This window comes from Sphingobium jiangsuense (assembly GCF_014196495.1).
GTDB classification, from domain to species: Bacteria; Pseudomonadota; Alphaproteobacteria; order Sphingomonadales; family Sphingomonadaceae; genus Sphingobium; species Sphingobium jiangsuense.
In genome coordinates this window covers 49,373-72,722 of sequence record NZ_JACIDT010000008.1, presented here as the reverse complement: position 1 = coordinate 72,722, position 23,350 = coordinate 49,373, and the positions used below count along the sequence as shown (strand labels likewise).

The 23,350-nt window shown below is 66.0% G+C and carries 18 protein-coding genes; 3 read left to right on the top strand and 15 right to left on the bottom strand.

Going from position 1 to position 23,350, the window contains the following annotated elements; genetic code table 11:
- Position 1 precedes the first annotated feature (1 nt).
- The 9 genes from GGR43_RS12290 to glpD form a co-directional block, all read right to left on the bottom strand.
- Complete coding sequence (locus tag GGR43_RS12290) at positions 2-592, bottom strand: TetR/AcrR family transcriptional regulator (protein WP_188072264.1); 591 nt, start codon at positions 590-592, stop codon at positions 2-4.
- A 181-nt stretch (positions 593-773) separates the two neighbouring features.
- Positions 774-1,076 (bottom strand): EthD family reductase, encoded by a 303-nt coding sequence (locus GGR43_RS12285; RefSeq protein ID WP_188072263.1) that lies wholly within the window; start codon positions 1,074-1,076, stop codon positions 774-776.
- Positions 1,077-1,083: 7 nt separating this feature from the next.
- Positions 1,084-2,292, bottom strand: coding sequence for a dihydrolipoamide acetyltransferase family protein (locus tag GGR43_RS12280; RefSeq protein ID WP_188072262.1), 1,209 nt, complete (start codon positions 2,290-2,292; stop codon positions 1,084-1,086).
- A gap of 11 nt (positions 2,293-2,303) precedes the next feature.
- Positions 2,304-4,382, bottom strand: a complete 2,079-nt coding sequence (locus GGR43_RS12275) for an alpha-ketoacid dehydrogenase subunit alpha/beta (protein ID WP_188072261.1) — start codon at positions 4,380-4,382, stop codon at positions 2,304-2,306.
- A gap of 68 nt (positions 4,383-4,450) precedes the next feature.
- Entirely contained in the window at positions 4,451-5,380 is a 930-nt protein-coding gene (locus GGR43_RS12270) for an SMP-30/gluconolactonase/LRE family protein (RefSeq protein ID WP_246343710.1), read from the bottom strand.
- A gap of 78 nt (positions 5,381-5,458) precedes the next feature.
- Positions 5,459-6,958, bottom strand: coding sequence for an aldehyde dehydrogenase family protein (locus tag GGR43_RS12265; protein WP_188072260.1), 1,500 nt, complete (start codon positions 6,956-6,958; stop codon positions 5,459-5,461).
- A 45-nt stretch (positions 6,959-7,003) separates the two neighbouring features.
- Entirely contained in the window at positions 7,004-8,674 is a 1,671-nt protein-coding gene (locus tag GGR43_RS12260) for a carboxylesterase/lipase family protein (RefSeq protein WP_188072259.1), read from the bottom strand.
- 139 nt (positions 8,675-8,813) lie between these two features.
- Positions 8,814-9,188: a nuclear transport factor 2 family protein gene (locus GGR43_RS12255; RefSeq protein ID WP_188072258.1), complete on the bottom strand. Its 375-nt coding sequence runs from the start codon at positions 9,186-9,188 to the stop codon at positions 8,814-8,816.
- Positions 9,189-9,361: 173 nt separating this feature from the next.
- Positions 9,362-10,885 carry a glycerol-3-phosphate dehydrogenase gene (glpD, locus tag GGR43_RS12250; RefSeq protein WP_188072257.1) on the bottom strand — a complete coding sequence of 508 codons (1,524 nt, stop codon included), beginning with the start codon at positions 10,883-10,885 and terminating at the stop codon, positions 9,362-9,364.
- Positions 10,886-11,064: 179 nt separating this feature from the next.
- Between glpD and GGR43_RS12245 the strand changes: the two genes are divergently transcribed.
- Both GGR43_RS12245 and glpK read left to right on the top strand, forming a co-directional pair.
- Positions 11,065-11,907: an MIP/aquaporin family protein gene (locus GGR43_RS12245; RefSeq protein WP_188072256.1), complete on the top strand. Its 843-nt coding sequence runs from the start codon at positions 11,065-11,067 to the stop codon at positions 11,905-11,907.
- 114 nt (positions 11,908-12,021) lie between these two features.
- Positions 12,022-13,542 (top strand): glycerol kinase GlpK, encoded by a 1,521-nt coding sequence (glpK, locus tag GGR43_RS12240; RefSeq protein WP_188072255.1) that lies wholly within the window; start codon positions 12,022-12,024, stop codon positions 13,540-13,542.
- 158 nt (positions 13,543-13,700) lie between these two features.
- Here glpK and GGR43_RS12235 read toward each other — a convergent pair whose 3' ends face one another.
- The 3 genes from GGR43_RS12235 to GGR43_RS12225 are packed head-to-tail and all read right to left on the bottom strand — an operon-like array spanning position 13,701 to position 18,233.
- On the bottom strand, positions 13,701-16,031 hold the full coding sequence (locus GGR43_RS12235) for a TonB-dependent receptor (RefSeq protein WP_284277060.1): 2,331 nt from the start codon (positions 16,029-16,031) through the stop codon (positions 13,701-13,703).
- A 45-nt stretch (positions 16,032-16,076) separates the two neighbouring features.
- On the bottom strand, positions 16,077-17,249 hold the full coding sequence (locus GGR43_RS12230) for an alpha-hydroxy acid oxidase (protein ID WP_188072254.1): 1,173 nt from the start codon (positions 17,247-17,249) through the stop codon (positions 16,077-16,079).
- Between the two features lie 36 nt (positions 17,250-17,285).
- Positions 17,286-18,233, bottom strand: coding sequence for an alpha/beta fold hydrolase (locus GGR43_RS12225; RefSeq protein WP_246343709.1), 948 nt, complete (start codon positions 18,231-18,233; stop codon positions 17,286-17,288).
- Between the two features lie 572 nt (positions 18,234-18,805).
- On the opposite strand from GGR43_RS12225, the gene GGR43_RS12220 reads away from it, so the two are divergent.
- Positions 18,806-19,375, top strand: coding sequence for a TetR/AcrR family transcriptional regulator (locus tag GGR43_RS12220; RefSeq protein ID WP_246343707.1), 570 nt, complete (start codon positions 18,806-18,808; stop codon positions 19,373-19,375).
- A 193-nt stretch (positions 19,376-19,568) separates the two neighbouring features.
- On the opposite strand, the gene GGR43_RS12215 is transcribed toward GGR43_RS12220, so the two are convergent.
- Genes GGR43_RS12215 through GGR43_RS12205 form a run of 3 tightly spaced genes read right to left on the bottom strand, consistent with a single transcriptional unit; the run spans position 19,569 to position 23,343 of the window.
- Positions 19,569-20,372, bottom strand: coding sequence for an SDR family NAD(P)-dependent oxidoreductase (locus tag GGR43_RS12215; RefSeq protein ID WP_188072251.1), 804 nt, complete (start codon positions 20,370-20,372; stop codon positions 19,569-19,571).
- Positions 20,373-20,420: 48 nt separating this feature from the next.
- Entirely contained in the window at positions 20,421-21,233 is an 813-nt protein-coding gene (locus GGR43_RS12210) for a fumarylacetoacetate hydrolase family protein (protein ID WP_246343705.1), read from the bottom strand.
- Between the two features lie 34 nt (positions 21,234-21,267).
- Positions 21,268-23,343 (bottom strand): hydantoinase/oxoprolinase family protein, encoded by a 2,076-nt coding sequence (locus GGR43_RS12205; RefSeq protein ID WP_188072249.1) that lies wholly within the window; start codon positions 23,341-23,343, stop codon positions 21,268-21,270.
- Positions 23,344-23,350 lie beyond the last annotated feature (7 nt).

The window sequence follows — 23,350 nt, the reverse complement described above, 5'->3', positions numbered from 1 at the left end:
TTTACCGCCCCACCGGGCGCAGCACCATTTCCAGCGCCATTTCGGCAATCTCTCCGGGCTTGACCGCGCCTGCGGGGTCATACCAGTTGCCGGTCCAGTTGATCATGCCGAACAGCAGCATGGTCCGCGCGCGCGCCCTGCCCTTGTCGCCCGCGAGCGACGGGTCGGCCTCGACCAGCAGCTTCTGCACCGCATCGACCAGCCGCCGTTGTCTGGCGACGATGCTTGTCCGCTTGTCGTCCGGCAGATTGTCCAGTTCGTTAAGCAGCACCTTCTGGCGCGAGGCCGCCCCCACATAATGTTCCATGAACAGGTGGAGCAGGCGGCGCAGGCGCTCATCCGCGCCGCCGGGGCCGCTCTCCACGCTTTCGACATCCTCGACCAGCCGGTCGATATGCGATGCCATCACTGCGTAGAGCACGTCCTCCTTCGACGGATAATAATGATAGAGCAGGGATTTGGAGGTGTTGCAGGCCCGCGCGATGTCGGACACCGACGCCCCCAGAAAGCCCCGCTGCGCGAACAGTTCCGCGGCGCGCTCCACTATGGCTTCGCGCCGTTCTTCATAATCCGCCGCCTGAGTACGCGCCATCGTGCCTTTCCATTCCCAACCGCGAACCGAAGGCGGCATGACCGGCCGCCTGCCCCATCGCGTCCCACGGCGTTCGGTAGCCGTTCCTTGCCAATCGGCGAGGGCCAACCGGCGAGGCGTTCGCTCTAACAGCAATGAGGCAAGCGTCAACCGTCCGGAACGGGATGGAGCGGCGTCCCGCTCATTCCTCTTCGGCGAAGAGGATGGTGACACGGCCCTTCGCGAAATTCATCAGGTCCTTCCCACAGGCGCGATTTTCCTCCGACCGCATCGCGGCATCGAAGCCGGCGCGGTCGGCGAAGTGCAGCTCGGCGATCAGGAACAGGTCGGTTTCGCCCATCGGGGAGCCCTCGACCCTGTTCACCACCAGCCTTTGCAGGCCGGGCACCTTCCGCACCAGCGGCGTGTGGACCTGCCGGTAATGGTCGAGGAATGCCGCTTCATCCTCCGGCCTGCTGTAAAGGGCGATCAGTTTCGTGGTCATGATGCGGTTATCCTTGCGGCCAGTTTTCGATGGTTTCCACGAAGCGGCCCAGCCATGCATTGGTCTGGTGGCCGTCGAGCACGCGATGGTCGATCGTCAGCGAGACATAGCATAGCGGGCGGATCTGGATGGCGTCCACGCCGTCCACTTCCTTCACGACCACGCGCTTTTCCAGCTTGCCCACGCCCAATATCGCCGATTGCGGCTGGTTGATGATGACGGGCGACGCGATGAGCGAGCCCGACACGCCATGGTTGGAGATGGTGAAGGTCCCGCCGCGCACATCGGCCGGGCCGAGCGCATTGCCGCGCGCCCGCGCGGTGAGGTCGGTCAGGCGCGACGCGATGCCGAGCAGCGAGAGATCCTGCACGCGCGGGACGACCGGGACGACGAGGCCCTTGTCGCCCAATGCCGTGCCGATGCCGATGTTGATATCCTCGAAAACCTCCAGCCGGTCGTCGTGCCAGCGGCTGTTGACGGTGGGCGCGGCGCGCATCGCGGCGGCGCTGGCCGCGACGATATAGGCGGTGAAGGTCAGCTTCGCCCCATCCCGCTCGAAAGCCGCCTTGTGCGTGTCGCGGTGCGCGATGATCGCCGAGAAGTCGCATTCGAACACCGCCGTCACATGCGGCGCGGCCGTCACCGAATCGAGCATGTTCCGCGCGATCGCGAGGCGCATCCGGTCGTGGGGAATGACGGTGCGCTGGCCGGGCGCGGAAGGGACGGGCGGCGGCGCTGTGGAGGGGGCCGGTGCGGATGGAGCCCCTTGGGCGGCCGCCCGGTCGACATCGGCGCGCGTGATCCTGCCGCCCCTTCCGGTTCCGGCGATGGTGGCCGGATCGATGCCGTATTCCTTGATCGCGCGCCGGACGGACGGGGAAAGGCCGGTTACCGGTGCAGCGGGCGTCGCTTTTGGCGGCGCCTCGTCAACCGGGGCGGCGGCGGTTTGCGGCTCCTCTTCCACCCTTTCCTCCTCCCCGGCGAGGCGGAGCCTGCCGAGCAACGCCCCCGGCGCGGCCTCCGCATCGGTATCGAGGAGGATTTCCGCGAGCACGCCGCCGGCCGGCGCCGGAACCTCCTGCGTCACCTTGTCGGTTTCCAGTTCGACCAGCGGATCGTTTTCCTCCACCCGCTGGCCGATGCCGACCAGCCAGTTGCGGACGATGGCCCTGGTCCCTTCCTGTTCGGCGGGAACGACGATGTCGATGCTGTTCATGTCCCGTTTCCTCAAAAGCCGGTCAGTTCGTCGATCTTCGCGCGGATGCGCTCGACCGAAGGCACCGCCCGGTCGAGCAGCACCGGATTGTGCGGGCTGGGTATGTCCGGCATGGTCAGGCGCGCGACCGGCGCGTCGAGATCCATGAAGGCTTCGTCGGCGACGACCGCCGCGATTTCCGCGCCGAAACCCGCCGTCCGCAAATCCTCGTGCACGATCAGGCAGCGCCTCGTCCGGCGCACCGAGTCCAGCACGGCCTCCCTGTCCCACGGCATCAGCGTGCGCAGGTCGATGACATCGGCGGAAACGCCGTCCGCCGCTTCCTCGCAGCGCGGCACCATCGCCCCCCAGGTGACGATCGTGATGTCCCCGCCCCGCCGCGTGAATTTCGCCCGGCCGAAGGGCAACACATAGTCGTCGCCCGGCCAGGGGCGGCGCGCCCATGCGAGATCGAGCAGGTTGCGATGCTCGAAGAAGATCACCGGATCGTTGCCGCGCAGTGCCCCGCGCAGCAGGCCCACGGCATCTTCGGCATTGGAAGGCACCGCGACCTTCCAGCCCGGATTGTGGATGAAGGCGACCTCGTTGGTCTGGCTGTGCCACGGGTCGCCGCATTTGAAGAAGCCGCCGGGAATGCGCACGACCATCGGCGCGGCGAAGCGGTTGTGGGTGCGCCAGCGCATCGTGCCGCAATCGTTGATCTGCTCGGTCGCCGGTTCGGCATATTTGCGGAACTGGATTTCCGGCACCGGCATCAGCCCGGCCAGCGCCATCCCCACCGCGCGGCCGATAATGCCTTCTTCCGACAGCGAGGTGTCGAACACCCTTTGCTTGCCGTATTTCTCCTGCAACCCCAGCGTCACCGCATGGACGCCGCCCTTGGGGCCGATATCCTCGCCGAACAGCACGACCCGCTCGTTGATCGCCAGCTCCTGATCGAGCGTGCGGCGGATGGCGGTGACCATGTTGATCCGCTGGCCCTCCGGCTTCGGTTTCCCGGTGGCGGGCGGCGGCGCATAGCCATGGTTGTGCATGCCGCCCTCGGTCTGCATCTCGCCTTCGAAAAAGACATGGCGCATCACGTCTTCGGGCCGCGAAACGCCGCGCGCCTCGGCGGCTTCGCGGGCCGTTTCCGCCTCGGCCTCCGCCGCCGCCGCGATGCCCTGCCATTCCGCCTCGCTCATCAGCGCAGGGACCAGATAGTCCCGCAGGCGGGGCAGCGGATCGCGCGCCCATTCGGCCGCGACCACCTCTTCCGGCTTATAGGTCTGCGTGTCCTGAAAGCTGTGGCCTTGCAGGCGCGGAACGGTCAGCCGCAGCATCGCGGGCGCGCGGTTCGCGCGGACATGCTCGACGGCCCGATCGACGAGGCGGGCCGCCTCGGCCGGGTCGGCGCCGTCGCCGGAGAAGATCGTCAGCCCTTCCCAGCTTTCCAGATTCTTCGCGATATCGCCGCCCGGCGTCTGGCAGGTCGAGGGGACCGAAATGCCGAACCCGTTATCCTCTATGTAGAACAGCATCGGCAGCTTTTGCGTGGTGGCGATCGTCAGCGCCGCCCAGAAGCCGTTGGACGCGACCGAGCCGTCGCCGCCCAGCACCACCGCGATGGCCCTGTCATAGGCGGGGTCGCCAATCACGGCGCGATGATATTCGATCGCCTGCGCCCAGCCCGCCGTCGGCGTATATTGCGCCCCCACGCCGCCGCACATCGGCAGGGCCGATGCGCCATCGGGGTTGGGATAGTTGAACACCACGCCGATATCCCGGCCATCGGAATAGCCCCCCGCCCTGCCCATGGCGGAACCCAGCGCATCGGCCACATCGACCCCCAGCGCCAGCAGCAGCGGCCGGGACCGGTAATAGCCGCAGGCCGCATCCTTCGGGTCGCCGAGGCGGCAGCCGAGCAGGATCTGGGCCATATCGTGCCCCCGCGCCGAAAACTGGTAGAGCACCTTTTTTTCAGGGACGAGCCGCGTCTCTTCCATATGGTCCAGCGCCCGCGACAGGTGGAGCAGACGGGCGATCCGGCGCCAGTCCACATCCGGCAACGGAGAGTTGCGCAGGGTCTTTCCCAGGGCGTCCGCAGTCATCTTCCTTCATCCTTCATCATCGCGCCGAAGCGCATCGCATCTTCCGCCACGCCGCCGGTCCGGCGGCCTCAGCCCGGAAATGGCGCGGAGGGCATGCCGCGCACGCCCGGCCTGCCGAGGAACAGCCCGCCTGCCCGTTCGGCCCGCACCGCCGCCTCGGCCATGGGCGGGGGAAAGCCGATCGCCGCGATCATCTGCGGCGGCAGCGGGACGCTGCCCGAGGTGACGAGCAGCGCGGAATGATCCTCCCCGCCAAAGGCGCAACTGGTGGCGAAGGGCGCATCGATCCGCATCCGGGCGAGCAGCCCGCCTTCCGGCGAATAGCGGCGGACCTCGGACGTCAGCGGAACGGCGACCCAGATCGCGCCCTCGGCATCGACGCACAGGCCGTCGGGCCAGCCCTCCCCGACATCGAAATGGACGACCGTGCGCCTGCCCCCCAATGCGCCGGTCGCGTCGTCGAAGTCGAAGGCGTCGATCCGCGCGGTGGGGGAATCGGCCAGATAGAAAATTCCGCCGTCCGGGCTCCACCCCATGCCGTTGCCGATGGTGAGGCCATCGACCATGCGGTCCACGCGGCCCGCGGCATCGACGCGATAGAGGGCGGCCCCGCCGACCGGGAGGGCCGCCGCCACCGTGCCCGCCCAGACGCGCCCCTGCGGATCGCATTTGGCCTCGTTGATCCGGGTCGTCGCCGGATTCGCGTCGAGCGTTGCAAGGACGCGTTCGCCGCCGTCCGCGTCCAGCAGCGTGAAGGCCAGTCCCTCGGCCAGCAGCAGGCCGCCCGCCCGCCGGGGAAGGACCGCCGCCACCGGCCGGTCGCGGCGGATGGTCTGCCGCACCTTCCCGTCGACGCCGATCTCGATCACGTCTCCGACGACATTGTCGACGCACCAGAAGCTGCCCCGCGCGGCGTCCCATATCGGCGCCTCGGCGATGGCCGCCTTCCAGTCGAGCAGCAATTCGGTTTCATGGGTCGCGAATAAGGTCATGGTCATGCCCGATGATCCGGCGCCCGCCGGGGCCGGATGGTGAAGGAAACAGGAAGGCGGCGGGAAAGCGGCGGCTTGCCCCCCTCAATGGGCGATGCAGACCGACTTGATGTCGGTATAGGCGTTCAGCCATTCCGTGCCGAAATCCCGGCCGATGCCGGATTGCTTCATGCCCCCGAACGGCATGTTCGGATCGATGAAGTTGTGCGCGTTGACCCACACCGTGCCCGCTTCGAGCTGGCGCGTCAGCGTCATCGCGGCGCTGAGGTCGGACGTCCAGACGCTGGCGGTCAGCCCCATCTCGGTGTCGTTGGCGCGCGCGACGGCTTCCTGCCTGTCCGCGACCTTCGCCACGTTGAGGAGGGGACCGAACACTTCCTCGCGCACTAGCGCGACGTCGTCCCCGGCCTCCAGCACCAGTGCGGGGCCGGCATAATAGCCGCCGTCCGCCGGAACCGGCGCGCCGCCGATGACGGTCGCCCCCTTGGCGCGCGCATCGTCGAGATAGCGGTTGACCTTCTCCAGATGGACGGCGGACACCAGCGGATTGACCTGCGCGTCGGGATCCAGGCCGGGGCCGACCGGCATGGACCGGATCGCGGCCTCCAGCGCGGCGACCAGCCGGTCATGCGCGGCCGCCTCGACATAGAGGCGGGATGCCGCCGCGCAGACCTGCCCCTGGTTGAAGAAGGCCCCCATCATCAGCCCGGCGACGGTGCCGTCCATATCGGCGTCCGCCAGCACGATGGCGGGGTTCTTGCCGCCCAGTTCCAGCGACGCGGGCACCATGGCGTCCATCGCGCAATGGCCGATCGCCTTGCCGGTGGCGGTCGATCCGGTGAAGCTGATCTTGTTCACCAGCCGATGGCGGACCAGCGCGCCGCCCGCCCCGCCGCCCCGCCCGGTGACGACGTTGAACACCCCGGCCGGAACCCCGGCCTCGATCGCCAGCTCCGCCAGCCAGAGCGCGGAAAGGGGTGTGAATTCCGAAGGCTTGAGCACGATCGAGCACCCCGCCGCCAGCGCCGGGGCGATCTTCCAGATCGCGATGAGCATCGGGAAATTCCACGGCGCGATGGCGGCGACCACGCCGATCGGCTCGCGGCGGGTATAGGCCGTCCAGTGGTCCGGCCCCGGCGGCAGGGAAAGCTCCAGCGACTGGCCGGTGATCTTGGTCGTAAGCCCGGCGGCGTAGCGTAGCCATTCGGACGAGGCCCCGCTGGCGAACAGGCGCGCCAGGTGGATGGATTTGCCCTGCTCCAGCGATTCCAGCTGCGCCAGCGCCTCGGCATTCTGCTCGATCAGCCCGGAAAAGCGATAGAGGATCCTCTCCCGGTCGGCGGGCCTCATATTGCGCCAGCGCCCGTCGCGAAAGGCGGCGCTGGCGGACCGGACCGCCCGGTCCACATCCTCGTCCAGCGCGTCCACCATATGCGCGATCGGCCGGCCCGACGACGGATCGTAGACGGGCAGCATATCCCGCCCCGCCGGGGACAGCCGCTCCCCGTCGATGAAGATCGCGGGATCGCGTTCCAGAAAGTCGCTGGTTTTCGCTTCGATTGTGAAAGGGCCGCTATACGCCATGCCGATCTCTTTCCGTTGTTTTCGCCGCAGCGCGGGCAATGGGATTCAGGCCGCCGCGTCGGCGGGCGGCGGGCGATGGCCGCCATTGGTGTCGAACCATGGCAGGTCCGCCAATATCCGCCGTTCCGCGGCCCGGAGGTTCCCGCGGACGGCGGGCGGCGCATCCAGCGCCAGCGTCCGGCGCGCGGGCGCGAAATAGAGCGGCCATTCGATCTGGGAGGACCGGGGCTGCCCCTCCGCCGCGAAACTCGTCCAAAGCTCCCTCATCAGGCCGGACAGGGCGACGGACTCCGCATTGGCGGGCACCATGCTGGGCACCGCCTCCATCGTGCCGAAGACGAGCGGAACCGACAGGCTGTGCGGCGCGCCGAACCTGCCCCCCGCGACCGGCGTCGGCCATTCGAGGCTATAGACCCAGGTGCGCGCGCCCGCCTGCCGCGCCCGCGCCTCCGCCGCGTGGATCGCCGAGCGGATGATCAGGAACTGGCTCATCACGGCGAAGAAGATGTCGGAGGGCGAATATTCCGGATAGAGCGCGCGATAGCCCGAAACGATCCCGGCGGGGTCGATCGAGAACATCTTTTGCAGGGTTCGTGGCAGGCTTTCCCAATCCAGCGCGAACATGGCGGGCGAGCCGACCAGATTGCGCGCCTCGTCGCGGCTGGTGCCGATGATCAGCGGAATATGGGCGCTGATATCCGGCGCGCCATCGGCGAAGGGATGCGTCGGCAGGCTGCCGCCGATCACCGGCATGAACTGCCGCGCCACCGCCGGCCCCAGCGCGTTCACGCTTGCCAGCAATTTTGCGGTCGGCAGGGCGGCGAGCGCTTCGACGTCGCCGGGACGGATGCCCGCATGATCCAGCACCGCATCGGCCGCCTTTCGCGCGGCCTCCCGCTCCTCGCCCCATATCAGCACGCCGCTCTGGCAGATGGCGCGGGCGAACAGCCCCACCGCCTCCGGCATGGCGAGCAGCGTGCTTACCTTCGCCCCGCCGCCCGATTCCCCGAACACCGTCACCCGGTCGGGATCGCCGCCGAAATTGCGGATGTTCGCGCGAATCCATTTCAGCGCATCGACGATGTCGAGCATGCCGACATTGCCGGAATCCGCATAGGACGCGTCGAAATGATCGAGCGACAGAAAGCCGAACACGCCGAGCCTGTGATTGAGCGTCACGACCACCACGTCGTTGGACGCCGCCAGCAGGCGCCCGTCGGTCGCGTTGCTGCCGCCCGATCCTTCGCGAAAGCCGCCGCCGTGGATCCAGACCAGCACAGGCCGCTGCGCCTCCGGCCGCGCGGAGGGCGTCCAGATGTTGAGGCGCAGGCAATCCTCGCCCTGCGCGGCGGGCGATGTGAAGGAGGCCCACAAATCCGGCTCGACCGCCGGCAGGCCGATCTGCGGATCGCGATTGGCGAGCTGGGGCGCGCTTTCGCCATAGGCGTGGAAATCGCGGATGCCCCGCCAGCGTTCGGGCGGGCGCGATCTTCTGAACCGCCCCGCCCCTCCGGTGGCCGCGCCATAGCGCAGGCCCTTGAAAACCGAGACGCCGCCATCGCCATAGCCGCGGGCCAGCCCTTCGGAGGTCCGGACGACGGGATGCCCGGTCCCCTGCCCTGCGCCGATGGGTTTCCCGGCCCCGGCCCAGCTGTTGCCCGCGCCGAGCCCCCCAAGGCCCAGAGCCGAAGCGAAGAGGAATTCCCGTCGATGCATCCGACCACTCCCGTTCAACAGGGGCGAGCCTATGCGGCGCGCCTCCCGGAGTCAAGTTTACTTACTGATTATTTAGTTAGATCGATGGACGCGCATGACGCCCGCGCCGTGCGCCCGTCCTGCGGGGATGTTCCGCATATCAGGCGACCAGGCGGAAGGCCTTGCTGCTGATCTTCCATGCGTCGCCGAACTTCACGAAGGTCAGTATGTCCTCGAAATCATGCCCCGCCCAGTTGACGACCTCGGCCACCACGACCGCGATGCCGCCGGACAGGTAGAAGGATTTCACGCTGGCGCCGATCCCGGTCGAGGGTTCGGAGGAATCGACGAAGGAAAACAGCATCTCGATCGGCCCGGCGAACTTGTCCGGCCCCAGAAAGCCGCAGATCGCGGCCTCCTCGGCAAAGGCGGGCCGCATAAGGGCGCTGTTCGCCTCGCGCGGTCCCTTCAGATAGCAGGAGAGGACCTGCCCGATCGCGTCGGCGTCGGCATTCTTCTCTGGCATGTCGATCATCGCTGTTCCTTTCGAAAATCCCGCGAGCGCGCCGGAAAGAAGCCTCTCAGGCCCCTTCGGCAGGCGTCCGGTCGTCCATCTATTTAATGAACGTTTATTTAATTCAGGGCAAAATGCAACCCCTGTCGTGCGGCCATCACCTTCCGGTGCGCTGAACCGGCCGAAACCGGCTTTCAGCCAGCCTCCTTCCAGCGCCGGGCCAGATAGGCGTCGAGGCGCGCTTTGCCTTCCTCCGGCATATGCAGGCCGAGTCTGGTGCGGCGGAACAGGATGTCCTCCGCCGTGCGCGCCCATTCGCGATCGACGAGATAATCGACCTCGACGGCGTGGAGGCCCTGCCCGAAATGCTCGCCCATCGCATCGGGCGCGCGGGCCGTGCCGAGCATGTCCAGCGTCCGGGTGCCATAGGTTCTGACATAGCGGCGCAGCACCTCTTCGGGCAGGCCGGGACAGGCCGCGATCAGCGCGGTAAGGAGCCTGTCCCTGCTGCCGCCTTCCAGATCGCCGCCGGGAAGGGGGCTCCCCCCGGTCCACGGCGCGCCCATCGGCAGCCAGGCCGCCAATTTGCCGAGCGCTTCTTCCGCCAGCCGCCGGTAGGTGGTTATCTTGCCGCCGAATATGCTCAGGATCGGCGCGCGTTCGGCATCGCCGTCCACCTCCAGCACATAGTCGCGCGTTATCGCCGATGCGTCGGCCGCGTGATCGTCATAGAGCGCCCTGATGCCCGCATAGCTCCACACCACGGCGTCGGCTTCGGGCGCGGCGGTGAAATAGCGGCGGATCGTGGCGAGAAGATAGTCGGTTTCCGCCGCGCTGATTCGCGCCGGTCCCAGTGGCTCGCTCCATAGTTCCTCGGTCGTTCCGACCAGCGTGAACCTGTCCTCATAGGGGATGGCGAACACCACGCGGCCATCCGGATTCTGGAGCAGAAAGCAATGTTTCCCCTCGTAAAGGCGCGGAACGACGATATGGCTGCCCTTGACGAGGCGGATGGTCGAGATGAAGCGGGTTCCTTCGATATGGGTCAGCAGCTCGGCGGTCCACGGCCCCGCCGCATTGACCAGCGTGCGCGCGCGGACCCGCATCTTCCGCCCGTCCCGGTCGAGCAGCGCGGCCCAGCCTGCGCCGTCGCGCGATGCCGAGACCAGCCGGGTTCGCGTCGTCACCGTGGCCCTGTGCTCATGCGCGTCGAGGGCGTTGAGGATGACGAGCCTGCTGTCGTCCACGCGGCAGTCCGAATAGAGGAAGCCCCGGCTCGCCACCCCTGCCCGCAGCCCGTTGCCGTAGGGCGGCCCCTTCAGGCTGACGGCGCGGGAGCGGGCGAGCCTTCCCCGCCTGCCGAGATGGTCGTAGAGGAACAGCCCCAGCCGGATCATCCACCCCGGCCTCATCCCCGCGACCCTGGGCAGCAGGAAGTTCATCGGCTCGATGATATGGGGCGCGATCGCGAGCAGGCGCTCGCGCTCGATCAGCGCTTCGCGCACGAGCCGGAATTCGCCATGTTCCAGATAGCGCAGGCCGCCATGGATCAGCTTCGTGCTGGCGGAGGAGGTGTGGCTGGCGAGATCGTCCTTTTCCACCAGCAGCACGGACAGGCCGCGCCCGGCGGCGTCCCGCGCGATGCCGGCGCCGTTGATCCCGCCCCCGACGATCAGCAGATCGAATTCCCGGCCTTCCACATCTTCCGGCTTGCGCATTGCTTTCCCCCGGCGCCGCAGAATCGGCGCACCTTTGTAATTTCTACTAAACGATTATTAGAATCCGGATTTACAATCAATTGGCCGTGTGCTCTTTCCTAACCGCATCGACCGGCCCGGCACAACGGGCGAGCCGCGATTCCCGATCGCGGCATTCATGCGACGAAAGTGGATCGAGGATGGAAAAGCCTGACAATCTGGTTGGCGAGCTGATTTCGGAATGCATCGCCGTCTGCATCATCATCACCCTCGGCAATTCGGCGGCGGCCATGTATTTCCTCTACGACCCCAGCCCCTATCAGCAGGCCTATTGGGGCCTGTGCGCGACCTGGGGCATCGCCGTGACGCTCGCGATCTACGTCACCGGATCGGTATCCGGCACGCACGCCAATCCGGCGGTCACGCTGGCGCTCGTCCTGTTCCGCTCCTTCCCGCCGCGCAAGGCGCCGCTCTACATCGTCGCGCAGGTGGTCGGGGCCTGCATCGGCGCGGCGCTGGTCTACCAGATGTTCCAGCCGGTGATCGACGCCTTCAACGCCGCCCACGGCCTGACCCGCGAAGGCGGCGGCGCGGCCGGGGTATTCTTCACCCATCCGGGCGAAAACATCACGCCGGGCCGGGCGTTCGTCAACGAGATCATCCTGACGGCCATTCTGGTGCTGGGCATTTTCGCCATCACGGACGAATATAACACCGTCGCGCCGATGGCGAATTCGAGCGCGCTGATCATCGGGCTGCTGGTCACCACCATCGGCGGCGCGGCGGGCTATCTCGAAGGATGGCCGATCAACCCGGCGCGCGATTTCGGCCCGCGGCTGTTCTGCTATTTCGCGGGCTGGGGCCCGGCGGCTTTCCCCGCGCCGATGAACTATTGGTGGGTGCCGGTCGCAGCGCCGCTGATCGGCGGCGCGATCGGCGGCGCGCTGTACCGGTATCTTGTCTGGAATTTCCTGCCCTTGCGCCGCAACGGCGCGGCGCGGGGACGGAGCGGTCCCCCCTCGCCCCCCGGCGGCCTCGGCTGACCGCATGACGGACGCCCCTTGCGCTTCGCGGGCGGGACCTTCAGACCGGAGGTGCCGCCATGCCGGGCGCGGGCCTTTTCTTCCAACCCCTCTGGCGCCGGAGAAGTGAGAGAGATGAACAAGGCACGGCATATTCTGGCCATCGATCAGGGCACCACCTCGACACGCTGCATGGTCTTCGACGCGCAGGCGCGGCCGCTATCGGTGGCGCAGCGCGAATTTCCGCAGCATTATCCGAAGTCCGGATGGGTCGAGCATGATGCGGAGGATATCTGGCGCGATGTCCTGCACACCGCGAGGGAGGCCGTGGATCGGGCCGGGCTCGACGCTTCGGCGATAGCGGCCATCGGCATCGCCAACCAGCGCGAAACCGTCATTGTGTGGGATCGCGCGGACGGAAAGCCCGTCTACCGCGCGATCGTGTGGCAGGACCGGCGCACCTCGGAACAATGCGTGCGGCTGAGGGCCGATGGGGCCGAGGAGGAGGTGAGGGAACGGACCGGCCTGCTGCTCGACCCCTATTTTTCCGCGACCAAGCTTGCGTGGATTCTCGACACGGTGGAGGGCGCGCGGGAGAAGGCCGAACAGGGGCGGCTCGCCTTCGGCACGATAGACAGCTTTCTGCTGTGGAGGCTGACGGGCGGAGCGGTCCATGCCACCGACATCACCAATGCCGCGCGCACCCTGCTCTACAATATCCGCGACCAGCGCTGGGACGAGGATCTGCTGAAGCTCTTCCGCATCCCCGCCGCGCTGCTGCCGGAGGTGCAGGACAATAACCATCTGTTCGGATATACCGACAAGAGCCTGTTCGGCCTGCCGATCCCGATCGCGGGCATGGCGGGCGACCAGCAGGCGGCGCTGATCGGCCAGGGATGCTTCGCCCCCCGGTCCGCGAAATGCACCTATGGCACCGGCGGCTTCCTGCTGATGAACACCGGCGCGGACTGTCACATCTCCGCGAACCGCCTGCTCACAACGCCCGCCTACCGGCTGGACGGCCGGATCCATTATGCGCTGGAGGGGTCGATATTCGTGGCGGGCGCGGCCGTCAAATGGCTGCGGGACGGCCTTTCCGTCATATCGACGGCGGCCGACACCGGGGCCATGGCGGCCGGGTTGAGCGACAATCACGGGGTCTATATGGTCCCGGCCTTCGTGGGCCTCGGCGCGCCGCGCTGGGATGCGGAGGCGCGCGGCGTCATTTGCGGCCTGACGCTGGACACCACGGCGGCCCATCTGGCCCGCGCCGCGCTCGAAGCGGTCGCCTATCAGACATTGGACCTCGTTTCGACCATGGCGTCGGACGGCGCGGAGTTTCCGGCGCTGCTGCGCGTGGACGGGGGCATGGCGAATAACGACTGGCTCTGCCAGTTTCTGGCCGACATGCTGCAAGTCGCGGTGGAACGCCCGGCCAATCTCGAAACGACGGTGCGGGGCGCCGCGTTTCTGGCGGGCCTTACCACCGGCCTGTGGGAGGACCTCCCCGCCCTGTCGAAACTTACGGCGGAAAGCCGGCTCTTCCACCCGCAAATGGAAGCCGCCCATCGCGATCGCCTGATCGACGGATGGCAGGACGCGCAGCGGCGCACATCCAGCATTCCCGGCAGCATTCCCGGCAGCATTCCCGGCTGAACCACGGTCCTGCTGCGGCGGCCCGGCCCTTGCCTTGCAAGGTATGCCGGGCTTCTTGCCGCACCCATGCCATGGCAAAACGGGCCGCAAGCGGTGGCCCTGGCCTCCTCTTGCGAGCCGTTCCGGCTATGCCGTCCGCCCGGATGACGGTGCGGACGTCAGAAGTCGAAGCGCAGTTGCGCCGCGATGCTCCATGGCTCTTCCGTGCCGATGATGTAGGAACCACCGCTGCCTGCGTGGAAGTTCATGATCCGCCGGTCGGTCAGATTCTTGCCGATCACGGAGAAATCCCATCCTTGCGCGGGGTTGGAGACGGAGACGGTCGCGCCCAGCTTGACGAAGCCATCCTGCCACAGCATCGGGTCGTTGTTCGGCGAAATATTGTAGCGGGTGGTGAAATAGGCCTCCGGCCGCAGTTTCAGCCGCAGGTCCTGGCCGACCTCGACCAGATATTCGATGTTGAAGCTGCCGCTGAACTTGGGCGCATATCTTCCCCTCTTGCCCGACAGGTCGATCACCCGGTTGCCCAGTGCGATATCGGTCGGCGAACCGCCCGCGTCCTTGAAGTCGGTGAATTTGGAATCGAGATAGGTGACGCTGAGATTGGCGGACAGCGCGCTCGAAACCCGCAGCGACGTGTCGGCCTCGATCCCCTGCGAACGGGCGCCCTTGGCGTTCTTGACGATCGGGAAGATGCCGCCCTGCACCCCGCCGTCGCCGATCGCCGACTGCTGAAGCCCCTCGAAATCGCTGCGGAAGGCGGCGATGTTGAAGGTCAGCCGGCGGTTGAGCCATTGGGTCTTCAGGCCGATCTCGTAGGAATCCACATATTCCGGCCCGAAGCTGAGCGTATTGGGCAGGCCGGTATGCTCCAGCCCGTTATAGCCCCCCGCCTTGAAGCCGTTCACATATTTGGCATAGCCCCTGACTTCGGGCGTGAAATCATATCCCACGATCACCGACGGGCTGAAATGCTCGTCCGAACGCCGGTGCGCGCGATAACCGGCCACGCCCAGGCCGAGTTGCGCGCCGATGGCCGAACCGATCGGCGCGACGGCGTCGGGGAACGGGATGATCGGGCCGAACGGCTCGGTCGCCGTGCCGAAATACTGGTTGATGCCGAAGCGCTTGTCCACCCATGACTGGCGCCCGGCCAGCGTGATGTCGAGCTTGTCGGTCGGCCGCAGCACGACGCTGGCGAACACGCCGAAGATATTGGCGGTCTGGCGGAAATCGTCCGCCTGGCCGAAGGGAAGATAAGGCGCCAGGTCCGGGGCGAGGCCCGGCAGCATGGACGTGAACATGTTGTAGTTCGCGTAGATCTGGCCGCGCAGCTTGTCCCGCTCATAATAGGCGCCGAACATATAATCGAAGCTGTTGTCGCCGTTCGACGCCACGCGCAGTTCCTGACTGAACTGGCTGAAGCGTTCGGGCACGGTGAAGTTCGCCAGATAGGGGCTGGCCGCATCGACATCGAGCCGCAGATTATATTTATGATGATAATAGCCGGTGACCGAGGTGATGGTGAACGGCCCCGTATCATAGTTGATCGTCGAAATCAGCGATTGCGCGTCGAAATCGATCCCCTGATCGGGATCCTGCTTGCGGACATAGTTTTCGCTCGTGTCGTCCCCGGCGGCGATGGCCCCCGCGCATCCGAAGCTGCGCGACGGGAAGATCGGCGGCGGCGGGCAGCTCACCAGCTTGGAGGCAAGACCGCCCCGCTGGCGGCTGTGTTCCGCATGCGCCTTCAGGTTCACGGTGAGCGCGTCGGTCGGTTCCCATTGCAGGGTGATGCGGCCCGCATAGTTGCGGACGCGCGGAATACGGATATCCGTGCTCTTGTCGAGCAGCCAGCCGTCGCCGCGCTGCACCATGCCCGCCACGCGGATGCCCAGCGTATCGCTGACCGGCCCGCCGACGGCTCCTTCGACCGTCGCATTGTCGAAGTTGAAATTATAGAGGCCCCGGACATAGCCTTCCCATTTGTCGCCCGGATTGGCGGTCGTGATGTTGAACACGCCCGCGATCGAGTTGTTGCCGAAATAGACGCTCTGCGGCCCTTTCAGCACCTCCACCCGTTCCAGATCGAGGAAGGAGGACTGGGTGGAGCGGGACCGCCCCCGATAGATGCCGTCGACGAAGGTGGCGACGGACTGTTCGAACAGCGGGTTGTTGTCGCCCGACCCCACGCCGCGGATGAACATCATGTTGGCGGGCCCGGCCTGCGAGACATAGACGGCGGGGACGTTCTGCGTCGCATCCTGAATGGACGCCACGCCCTGTTCCTGAAGCGCGAGGCCCGACACCACGGTGGCCGACACCGGCACGTCCTGCAACGACTGGGTCCGCTTCTGCGCGGTGACGACGATCTCATTGCCGTCCAGGGCGTCCGCTTCCCGCGCCCCGGCCGAAGAGCCGATAGCCGCACCGGTCAGCACGACCGCCAGGGACGCGCCGTACAGGAAATCGATTTTCTTCTTGTTCACCAAAGTCCTCCCTTTTCTTAAACCTAAACTCGATATTGAAAACAGTCAGTCCTGCCGGATCCTGATGATGTCCGGGCTCGCTTCCTCCAGGCTGCGCAGGCCGACCAGAGCCATGGCCATGTCCAGCTCCGTGCGGAAAATGCCCAGCGCATGGTCGACGCCCGCCTGCCCCGCGACCGAGAGGCCGTAGAGCGTGGCGCGCCCGACCTGCACGGCGCTGGCCCCCAATGCGACGGCCTTCACAATGTCCGTGCCGGTGCGGACGCCGCTGTCGAGCAGCAGGGCGATCCTTCCCTGCGCCGCCGCCGCGAATTCCGGCAGCAGGTCCAGCGTGGACACCGCCCCGTCCAGCTGGCGGCCGCCATGATTGGAGATGACGATGCCGTCATATCCCGCCTCCACCGCCGGTTTCACCTGCGCGGGGTCGAGCAGGCCCTTGACGATCAGCGTGCCGTCCCATCGATCGCGCAGCCATTTGAGATCGTCCCACCCGATCGCGGGGTTGATCTGGGAGCGGACGAATTCCGACACGGTGGCCCAGCTGCGCCCCTGCTCCATCGGCATGAGGCCCGGACGCGGCGCCCCGTGGGGCAGCGCCCGCAGCATCCAGTCCGGGTGGCGCAGCACGTCCAGCACCTTGCCCGCCGTCCAGCTATAGGGAACGGTGAAGCCGTTGCGGATGTCGCGGACCCGGCGGCCCGGCAGCGCGGTGTCGACCGTCACCTCCAGCGTATCGAACCCCAGCGCCTTCGCATCGCGGATCAGGTCGAGCGTCACCTGCTTGTCATGGGCGATGTAGACCTGCAACCATGCTTTGCCCTCCGCCGCGCGGGCAATGTCCGGCAACGGGGAATTGGCGCCGTTGCTGACGACGAACGGAATGCCCGCCTTCGCCGCTCCCCCGGCGAGCGCGAGGTCCCCCCTCGGCCAGAAGGCGGAGGCATAGCCGGTCGGCCCGATGATGAGCGGCATCGCCAGCGGCTTGCCGAACAATGTGGTGGCCATCGATCGCCCGCTGACGTCGACCGGCGCGCGCGACAGCAGCCTGTGCCGTTCGAAGGCGGCGCGGTTCTGTCGCATCGTGCTTTCCGACTGCGCGCCGCCGTCGGCATAGTCGAACACCATGCGCGGCAATGTCCGGCGGGCCGCTGCGCGGAGATCCTCGATGGAATGCGCCTTTTTCAGGCGGGCGCGCCCTATGCTGGAGAGAAACCCCATTTTCTTTTCCCTGCACTATGAAAGGGGTGGCCGGGCCTAGCGGCCACCCTCTGATACGGCCCGCGAACCGGCCCCTGCCCTGTCCTTATCCGGATGACCGGAAAGGAACGCCAGCAGGGGCGGAAGAACCGCTTTCGGATTGGTTTCGAGCATGAAGTGGCCGACGTCCCGCAATTCGACCACCCGATAGTCGCCCTGCGCATAACGGCGGGACGCCTCGACCGTGCTTTCCGAGACGGCGGGCCCCTTGCTCCACAGGAACAGCGCCGGAACCCGGACGGGAGGAACGGCGGCGAACTCATCCGGCACCAGCGCGGTGCCCCAATAGAGGCCGCCCAGAAGGACGCCGGGCTGCGACACGCGGGCGACATAGCGCTCCACATAGGCATCGGGCAGGCCGCTCTTGCCGAGGAAGGAGCGCAGGCCCGCGGCATTGTCCTTCAGCAATTCCCGCGACCGGGGAACCACATTGGCGGGGTCGATCTGCTTGCGCACCTCTTCCCAGGCCGCATGCTGCTGCGGATCGTTCCGTATGCCGTCGATGAAGGCCGCCGGATGCGGATAGCGCAGCGTCGTCATCGAGATCACCCGGTCCGGGTGGCGGGCCGCGAGCATCCATGCCATCGCGCCGCCCCAGCCGAACCCCGCGACATGGAACCGGCGCATGCCGTTGCGGTCGGCGATCCGCAGCGCATCGGCCAGGAAGGTGTCGAAATTATAGTCGGACGGATCCTTCGCCAGGGTCGCGGCGGAGGCGCCGCGCTGGTCGAAGGCGACGACCTTGTATCCCTTTTCCGCCAGCCCCTCTGCGACCGGCGCCCAGGCATCGGCATCCTGCGGGAAGCCGTGGAGGAGAAGCACGGCCTCGCCGTCCTCCGGCCCCCAGCGGAGGGTCCGCCATTCCAGCCCGTCCGCGGCGATCCGCTCGACCTTCGGCTTGCAATCGGTTTCCGCCGCCGCCGGATGCGCAGCCATCATCACCATGCTGCAAATGCCGCAAACAGCTTCCTTCAATCGCAACCGCCGCCACATCATGAAATCTCCCGTCTGGCGATGCCGCCCTGCCCGGCCGGATAGGGCATGCCGATGCATGCATTCCGACCTATCGTTCACCGACTCCGCATCTTATCTGTTCTGCCGGTCGCTTGTCCCGCCTCTTCGCCTGCGATTCTCTCGCGGTGGCCGATTACTTACTGACCGTTCAGTTAGCTAATACGCTTCCATCCTCTTTGTCAAGCATCTTCCCTGCTTTTGATTCACGCAATTTCCAGGCGGCGGACGACGGCCCACGCACCCTTTCCCGCCGGCGGGAAAGGGAAGGTTCGTTTCCCTCCATGCCCGGCATCGCTGCGGATCCTTCGACCCTCGGCCCGGCCTTCCCCGCAATGAAAGCTTGACCATGGGCTCGCCGCTGGGCAGAGAGGCGCTGAAGAGGCCGTTCAGGCCGGGTGCCCGGCTTGACGATCCGCTCGGCGTTTTCAACATCTCCCGCGCGGGACCTTATTGACTGACAGATTTGGGGCGACAGGATGGAACCGGAAGAAAATACGAAGAACATGATTATTGAATCTTCAATAACCCTGTTCTACCGCAAGGGTTACAAGGGGACCTCGGTCGCGGACATCGCCAGCGAATGCGATATTACGGCGGCGGCCATCTATTATCATTTCAAGAACAAGGACCATATCCTGTGGGCCTGCTATGAAAGGCTGATAGAGGAGCTGGACCGGAAGATCGTTCAGGAGGTCTGGAAGGCTGCATCCCCGGAAGAGCGGCTGGAAAAGCTCATCACCACCATATTCGATCTGTGGTTCGAGCGGCCGGAACTGGCCCTTCTGCAATCGGACCCGATCGCGCCGCTGACCGAGGGGCGGGATGTGCAGTACAAGCAGCATCGCGAGAACTGGTATAAATTCGTCGCCAGCCTGATCACCGATCTGAGCGGCTCCTTCAAAAGCAACGCGGAAGTCGAAATATGCGCTTTCCTGCTGTCCAAATCCCTGTCCTATCCGGAAATCATCTTTTCCGGCGATGACTATCGGGTGATAAGCGGCACGAAGAGGAAGCAGATCCTGAAAGTATTGAAGAAATTCTACATGCAGGCGCTACTCGGAAAGACTTTCTGACACTTGACCGCCATCGACTGCGTGCGTCGACGCATCCGGAAATTCTGTCCGGGGCGGGTCGACATGCAGTTCAGGTGGAGCCGAGAAGCGTGATGTTCGAGCACCGGAGCGCAGCGGACTTGAAGGTCCGTGAGCACCGGAGCACAGAAAAGCGCGGTTCGCAGGCCCGCATGGGCTGGATGTCGACCCGCCCCTAGCGGGGCATCCAGACGCCGCCGTCCACGCCCAGCACCTGCCCGGTCTGGAAGCCGCCGGTGACGGGAGAGGCGAGATACAGCACCGCGTGGGACACCTCTTCCGGAGCGGCGAGGCGGCGCAGCGGAACCTCCGCCGCCAGCTGCTTTTCGACCGCGCGGAACTGCTCCATGTCGTCCATGAAGCCGCGGAAGCAGCTGTTCGCGCTCACCTGGCTGAGGTCCGAGGGGGGCGTCCCGCCCGGCGCCACGACGTTGATGCGCACATTATGCTGCCCGACATCCAGCGCGAGCGTCTGGGCCAGATGGATCAGGCCGGATTTCAGCGCGCCGTAGACGGGCTCGATCGGCGTCGGCTTGCGCCCCATGACGCTGCTCATCGTGATGATGCAACCGTCCTTCTGCTCGATCATGATCGGCAGGACGATCTTGTAGGCGGTAAGGACGCTCTTGAAATTCTGCTCGTAGATCTTGTCCCACAGCGCCGGGTCGAGATCGAGGAAATGGCACAATATGTCCCACGCCACGCCATGATAGAGCACGTCCACGCTGCCCAGCTCGCGGGTCGTGTTCACGGCGTTTTCGACCGAGGCCCAGTCGGTCGCGTCCACCGCGACGACCTGAACCGAGCCCTTGCCGAGCGAGCGGGCCTTTTCCGCCACTTCCTCGGCCCGCCGGGTGTCGCGCGCGCCGATGACGATGTTCGCGCCGGATTCGGCAAAATGAAAGGTGACATGCTGTCCCAGATTCGAATGACCGCCGATCAACAGAACATTCTTGCCTTCCAGACCGGGATAATACATCTTCTACTCCTTCTTTTCTCATCTATACTGTCGATATGATGTAAAGGCCTATATCCGCGTCTCGTCGATACCGTCCGGCGCCGCCACCACCCTATTGACGAGCGGCCCCAGCCCGTCCGCCCGCACCTCGATCCTGTCGCCCGCCGATACCCTGACCGGCACGGGGGGGCAGCCGGTCGCGATGATGTCGCCCGGCATCAGCGTCATGAAGCGGGAGACATGACTGATGCAGCGCCGGATGCTGAAGATCATGTCGCTGCTATGGCCGCCCTGCACCTGCTCGCCGTTCAGCCAGGTCGCCAGTTCGCAGCCCTCTTCCAGCCGGTCCGTGACGATATGGGGGCCGAGGGGCGCGAAGCTGTCATAGCCCTTGGCGAGCGTCGGATTGCCGCCGTCGAGATGATAGCGGGTCACGCTCATCAGATCGTTGGTCAGCGTATATCCGAATATCAGCTCGCCCGCTTCCTCCTCATCGACATGGCGGCCCCGGCGACCGATCACCACCGCCAGTTCCCCTTCGGAAACGACCTCGGCGCCGGGCGGCAGGACGATATCTTCGCCGGTCGCGACGATGCAGCTGGTCGGCCTCACGAAGACGAGGGGCTCGTCCGGGATCGCCATCCCCATCATCCGCGCCGTTTCGCGATAGTTGACGCCGATGCCGATATATTTGCCCGGCACGCAGGGCGGCAGCAGGCGCACCTCCGCCCGGTTCACGCAGGAGCCTTCATCGACCAGCTCTTCGGGATCGCGATATCCGCCCTCGCCCGAAAACGGATCGCGCCGCAGCGCCCGGATGACCTCGCCATCGATGACCCCGTGGAAAATCCGGCCCCGATGCTCGACTCTGGCAATTTTCATGCGCCGCCTCGCTGCTGTCTGGAAGGGGAAGAGGTCAGTCCGCGAACCGGGCGATATAGCTTCCATATTCGCTGATCGTCATATGCGTGCCGGGCAGCACCACCACGGTGGTCGTCGGCTCGTCGATGATCGCGGGGCCTGCTATCCGGTTGCCATGGGTCAGCCGGGTGCCGTCATAGACCGGCGTGTCGACATAGCCGTCATATTCCTTGAAGAACGCCTTGCGGGTGCCCTTGATCGCCTGCGCGCATTCCTCGCCGCCGAACGGCAGCTTGCGGATTTCCGGTTTCGGCGTCCGGCCGATGGCGCGGACCTTCCACTGGAGGCATTCGACGGGCTGGCTCAGATCGTTGACCGCGTACATCTTCTCGTGAATGGCGTGAAAGCCGTTCACCAGCGCGTCGAGATCGTCCGGCCCGGCGATGCGGCCCGACCGCAGCGGAACGGACAATTCCCAGATCTGTTCGGGATAGCGCGCCTCGACATAGAATTCGAGGCGGCGATCCGCCTGCGCTATGCCGTGATGATCGAGGAAGGCGACCGCATTGTCCTCCAGCGATGCGAGCAGCGCATTGACGCCGTCGAAATCGAACCGGTCGCTTTCCACGAAGTTGATCGCGCTGAACTCCTTGACCAGATCGGCGAAAGCCCCGCCATAGGCGCTCAGCACCCCGGCGGCCTTGGGGATGATCAATTCCCTGATCCCCAATTCCATCGCCATCGCCTGAATATGCATGCCGGCCGCGCCGCCGCCCGAAACCACGATGAATTCCCGCAGGTCGATGCCGCGCGAAATGGCGAGGTCCTGCATCGCGGAGATCATGTTGTTGTTGACGGTGCTCCACATCGTGAACGCCGCCTGGGCGACATCCAGCTTCAGCGGATCGGCGACATGCTCCTGCACCGCCTTGTGGGCAAGGGCGGGGTCGAGCCGGGTGCCGCCGCTGGCGAACGCGCCGGTATCCAGATAGCCGAGCACGACATTGGCGTCGCTGACCGTCGGCCGCGTGCCGCCCCGGCCATAGAAGGCCGGGCCGGGATTGGCCCCGGCGCTTTCCGGCCCGACATGCACCAGCCCGCCGGAATCGACGCGGGCGATGCTGCCCCCGCCGGAACCGACGCTGCGGCTGTCCACCAGATCGACGCCGAGGAAGCAGCCGCCCATCACGATTTCCCGCGACAGGTTGATCTTGCCGTCCTGCACGACGCTGACGTCGAAGCTGGTGCCGCCCATGTCCACGATCAGCACATTGTCGATATCATGTTCGAGTTGGACGGCCGTCTGGCCGGCGACCGGCGCCATGGAAGGGCCGGAATTGATGCTGAAGATCGGCCGTTCCATCATGTCGCCGACGCTGACGATGCCGCCGGCCGAGGTGACCAGCGACAGTGGCTGCGTATAGCCATTGTCGCTCAGCTGGGCCTGAAGATCGGCGACATAGCTCCTGATCACGTCGAGCAGCGACGCGTTCACGACCGCCGAGGAGGTGCGGCGATATTCGCGCAATATGGGGTTGAGCTGCGAACTGAGCACCACCGGCACTTCGGGCCATTCCTCCCGGATGATTTCGCCGATGCGCAGTTCGTGGCTGGCGTTGGTGATCGACCAGATGAGCGCGACGGCGATCGCCTGGACATCATAGCGCCGCAGCTGGCGCACGGCCTCGCGCACTTCATTCTCGTCGAGCGGGATTTCCACGCCGCCTTCGGAATTGATCCGCTCCGTCACCGGCAGCGTCAGATAGCGCGGCACGAACGGTTCGGGATAATCGACTTTCCACAAAAAGGGCTCGCTGCGCCCCTGCTCGCGGGTGGTCAATATATCCCGGAACCCCCTGGTGCAGATCAGCCCGACCTTGGCCACCTTCCCTTCGATCAGCGCATTGAGCGCCACCGTCGATCCATGGACGAGCGACACGCAGTCCCCCAGGAAATCCTTGAGGTCCATCCCATAATGATCCGCCGCCTGCCGCAGGCCGGCCATCACGCCGTCACTGGGCTTGCTGGGGACGGTGAACGCCTTGAAGATATCCCATTCCCCGGAATTCTGATCGAAGACGAACAGATCGCTGAACGTACCGCCAACGTCTGAGCACACTCTGAAACGCATGATTTAC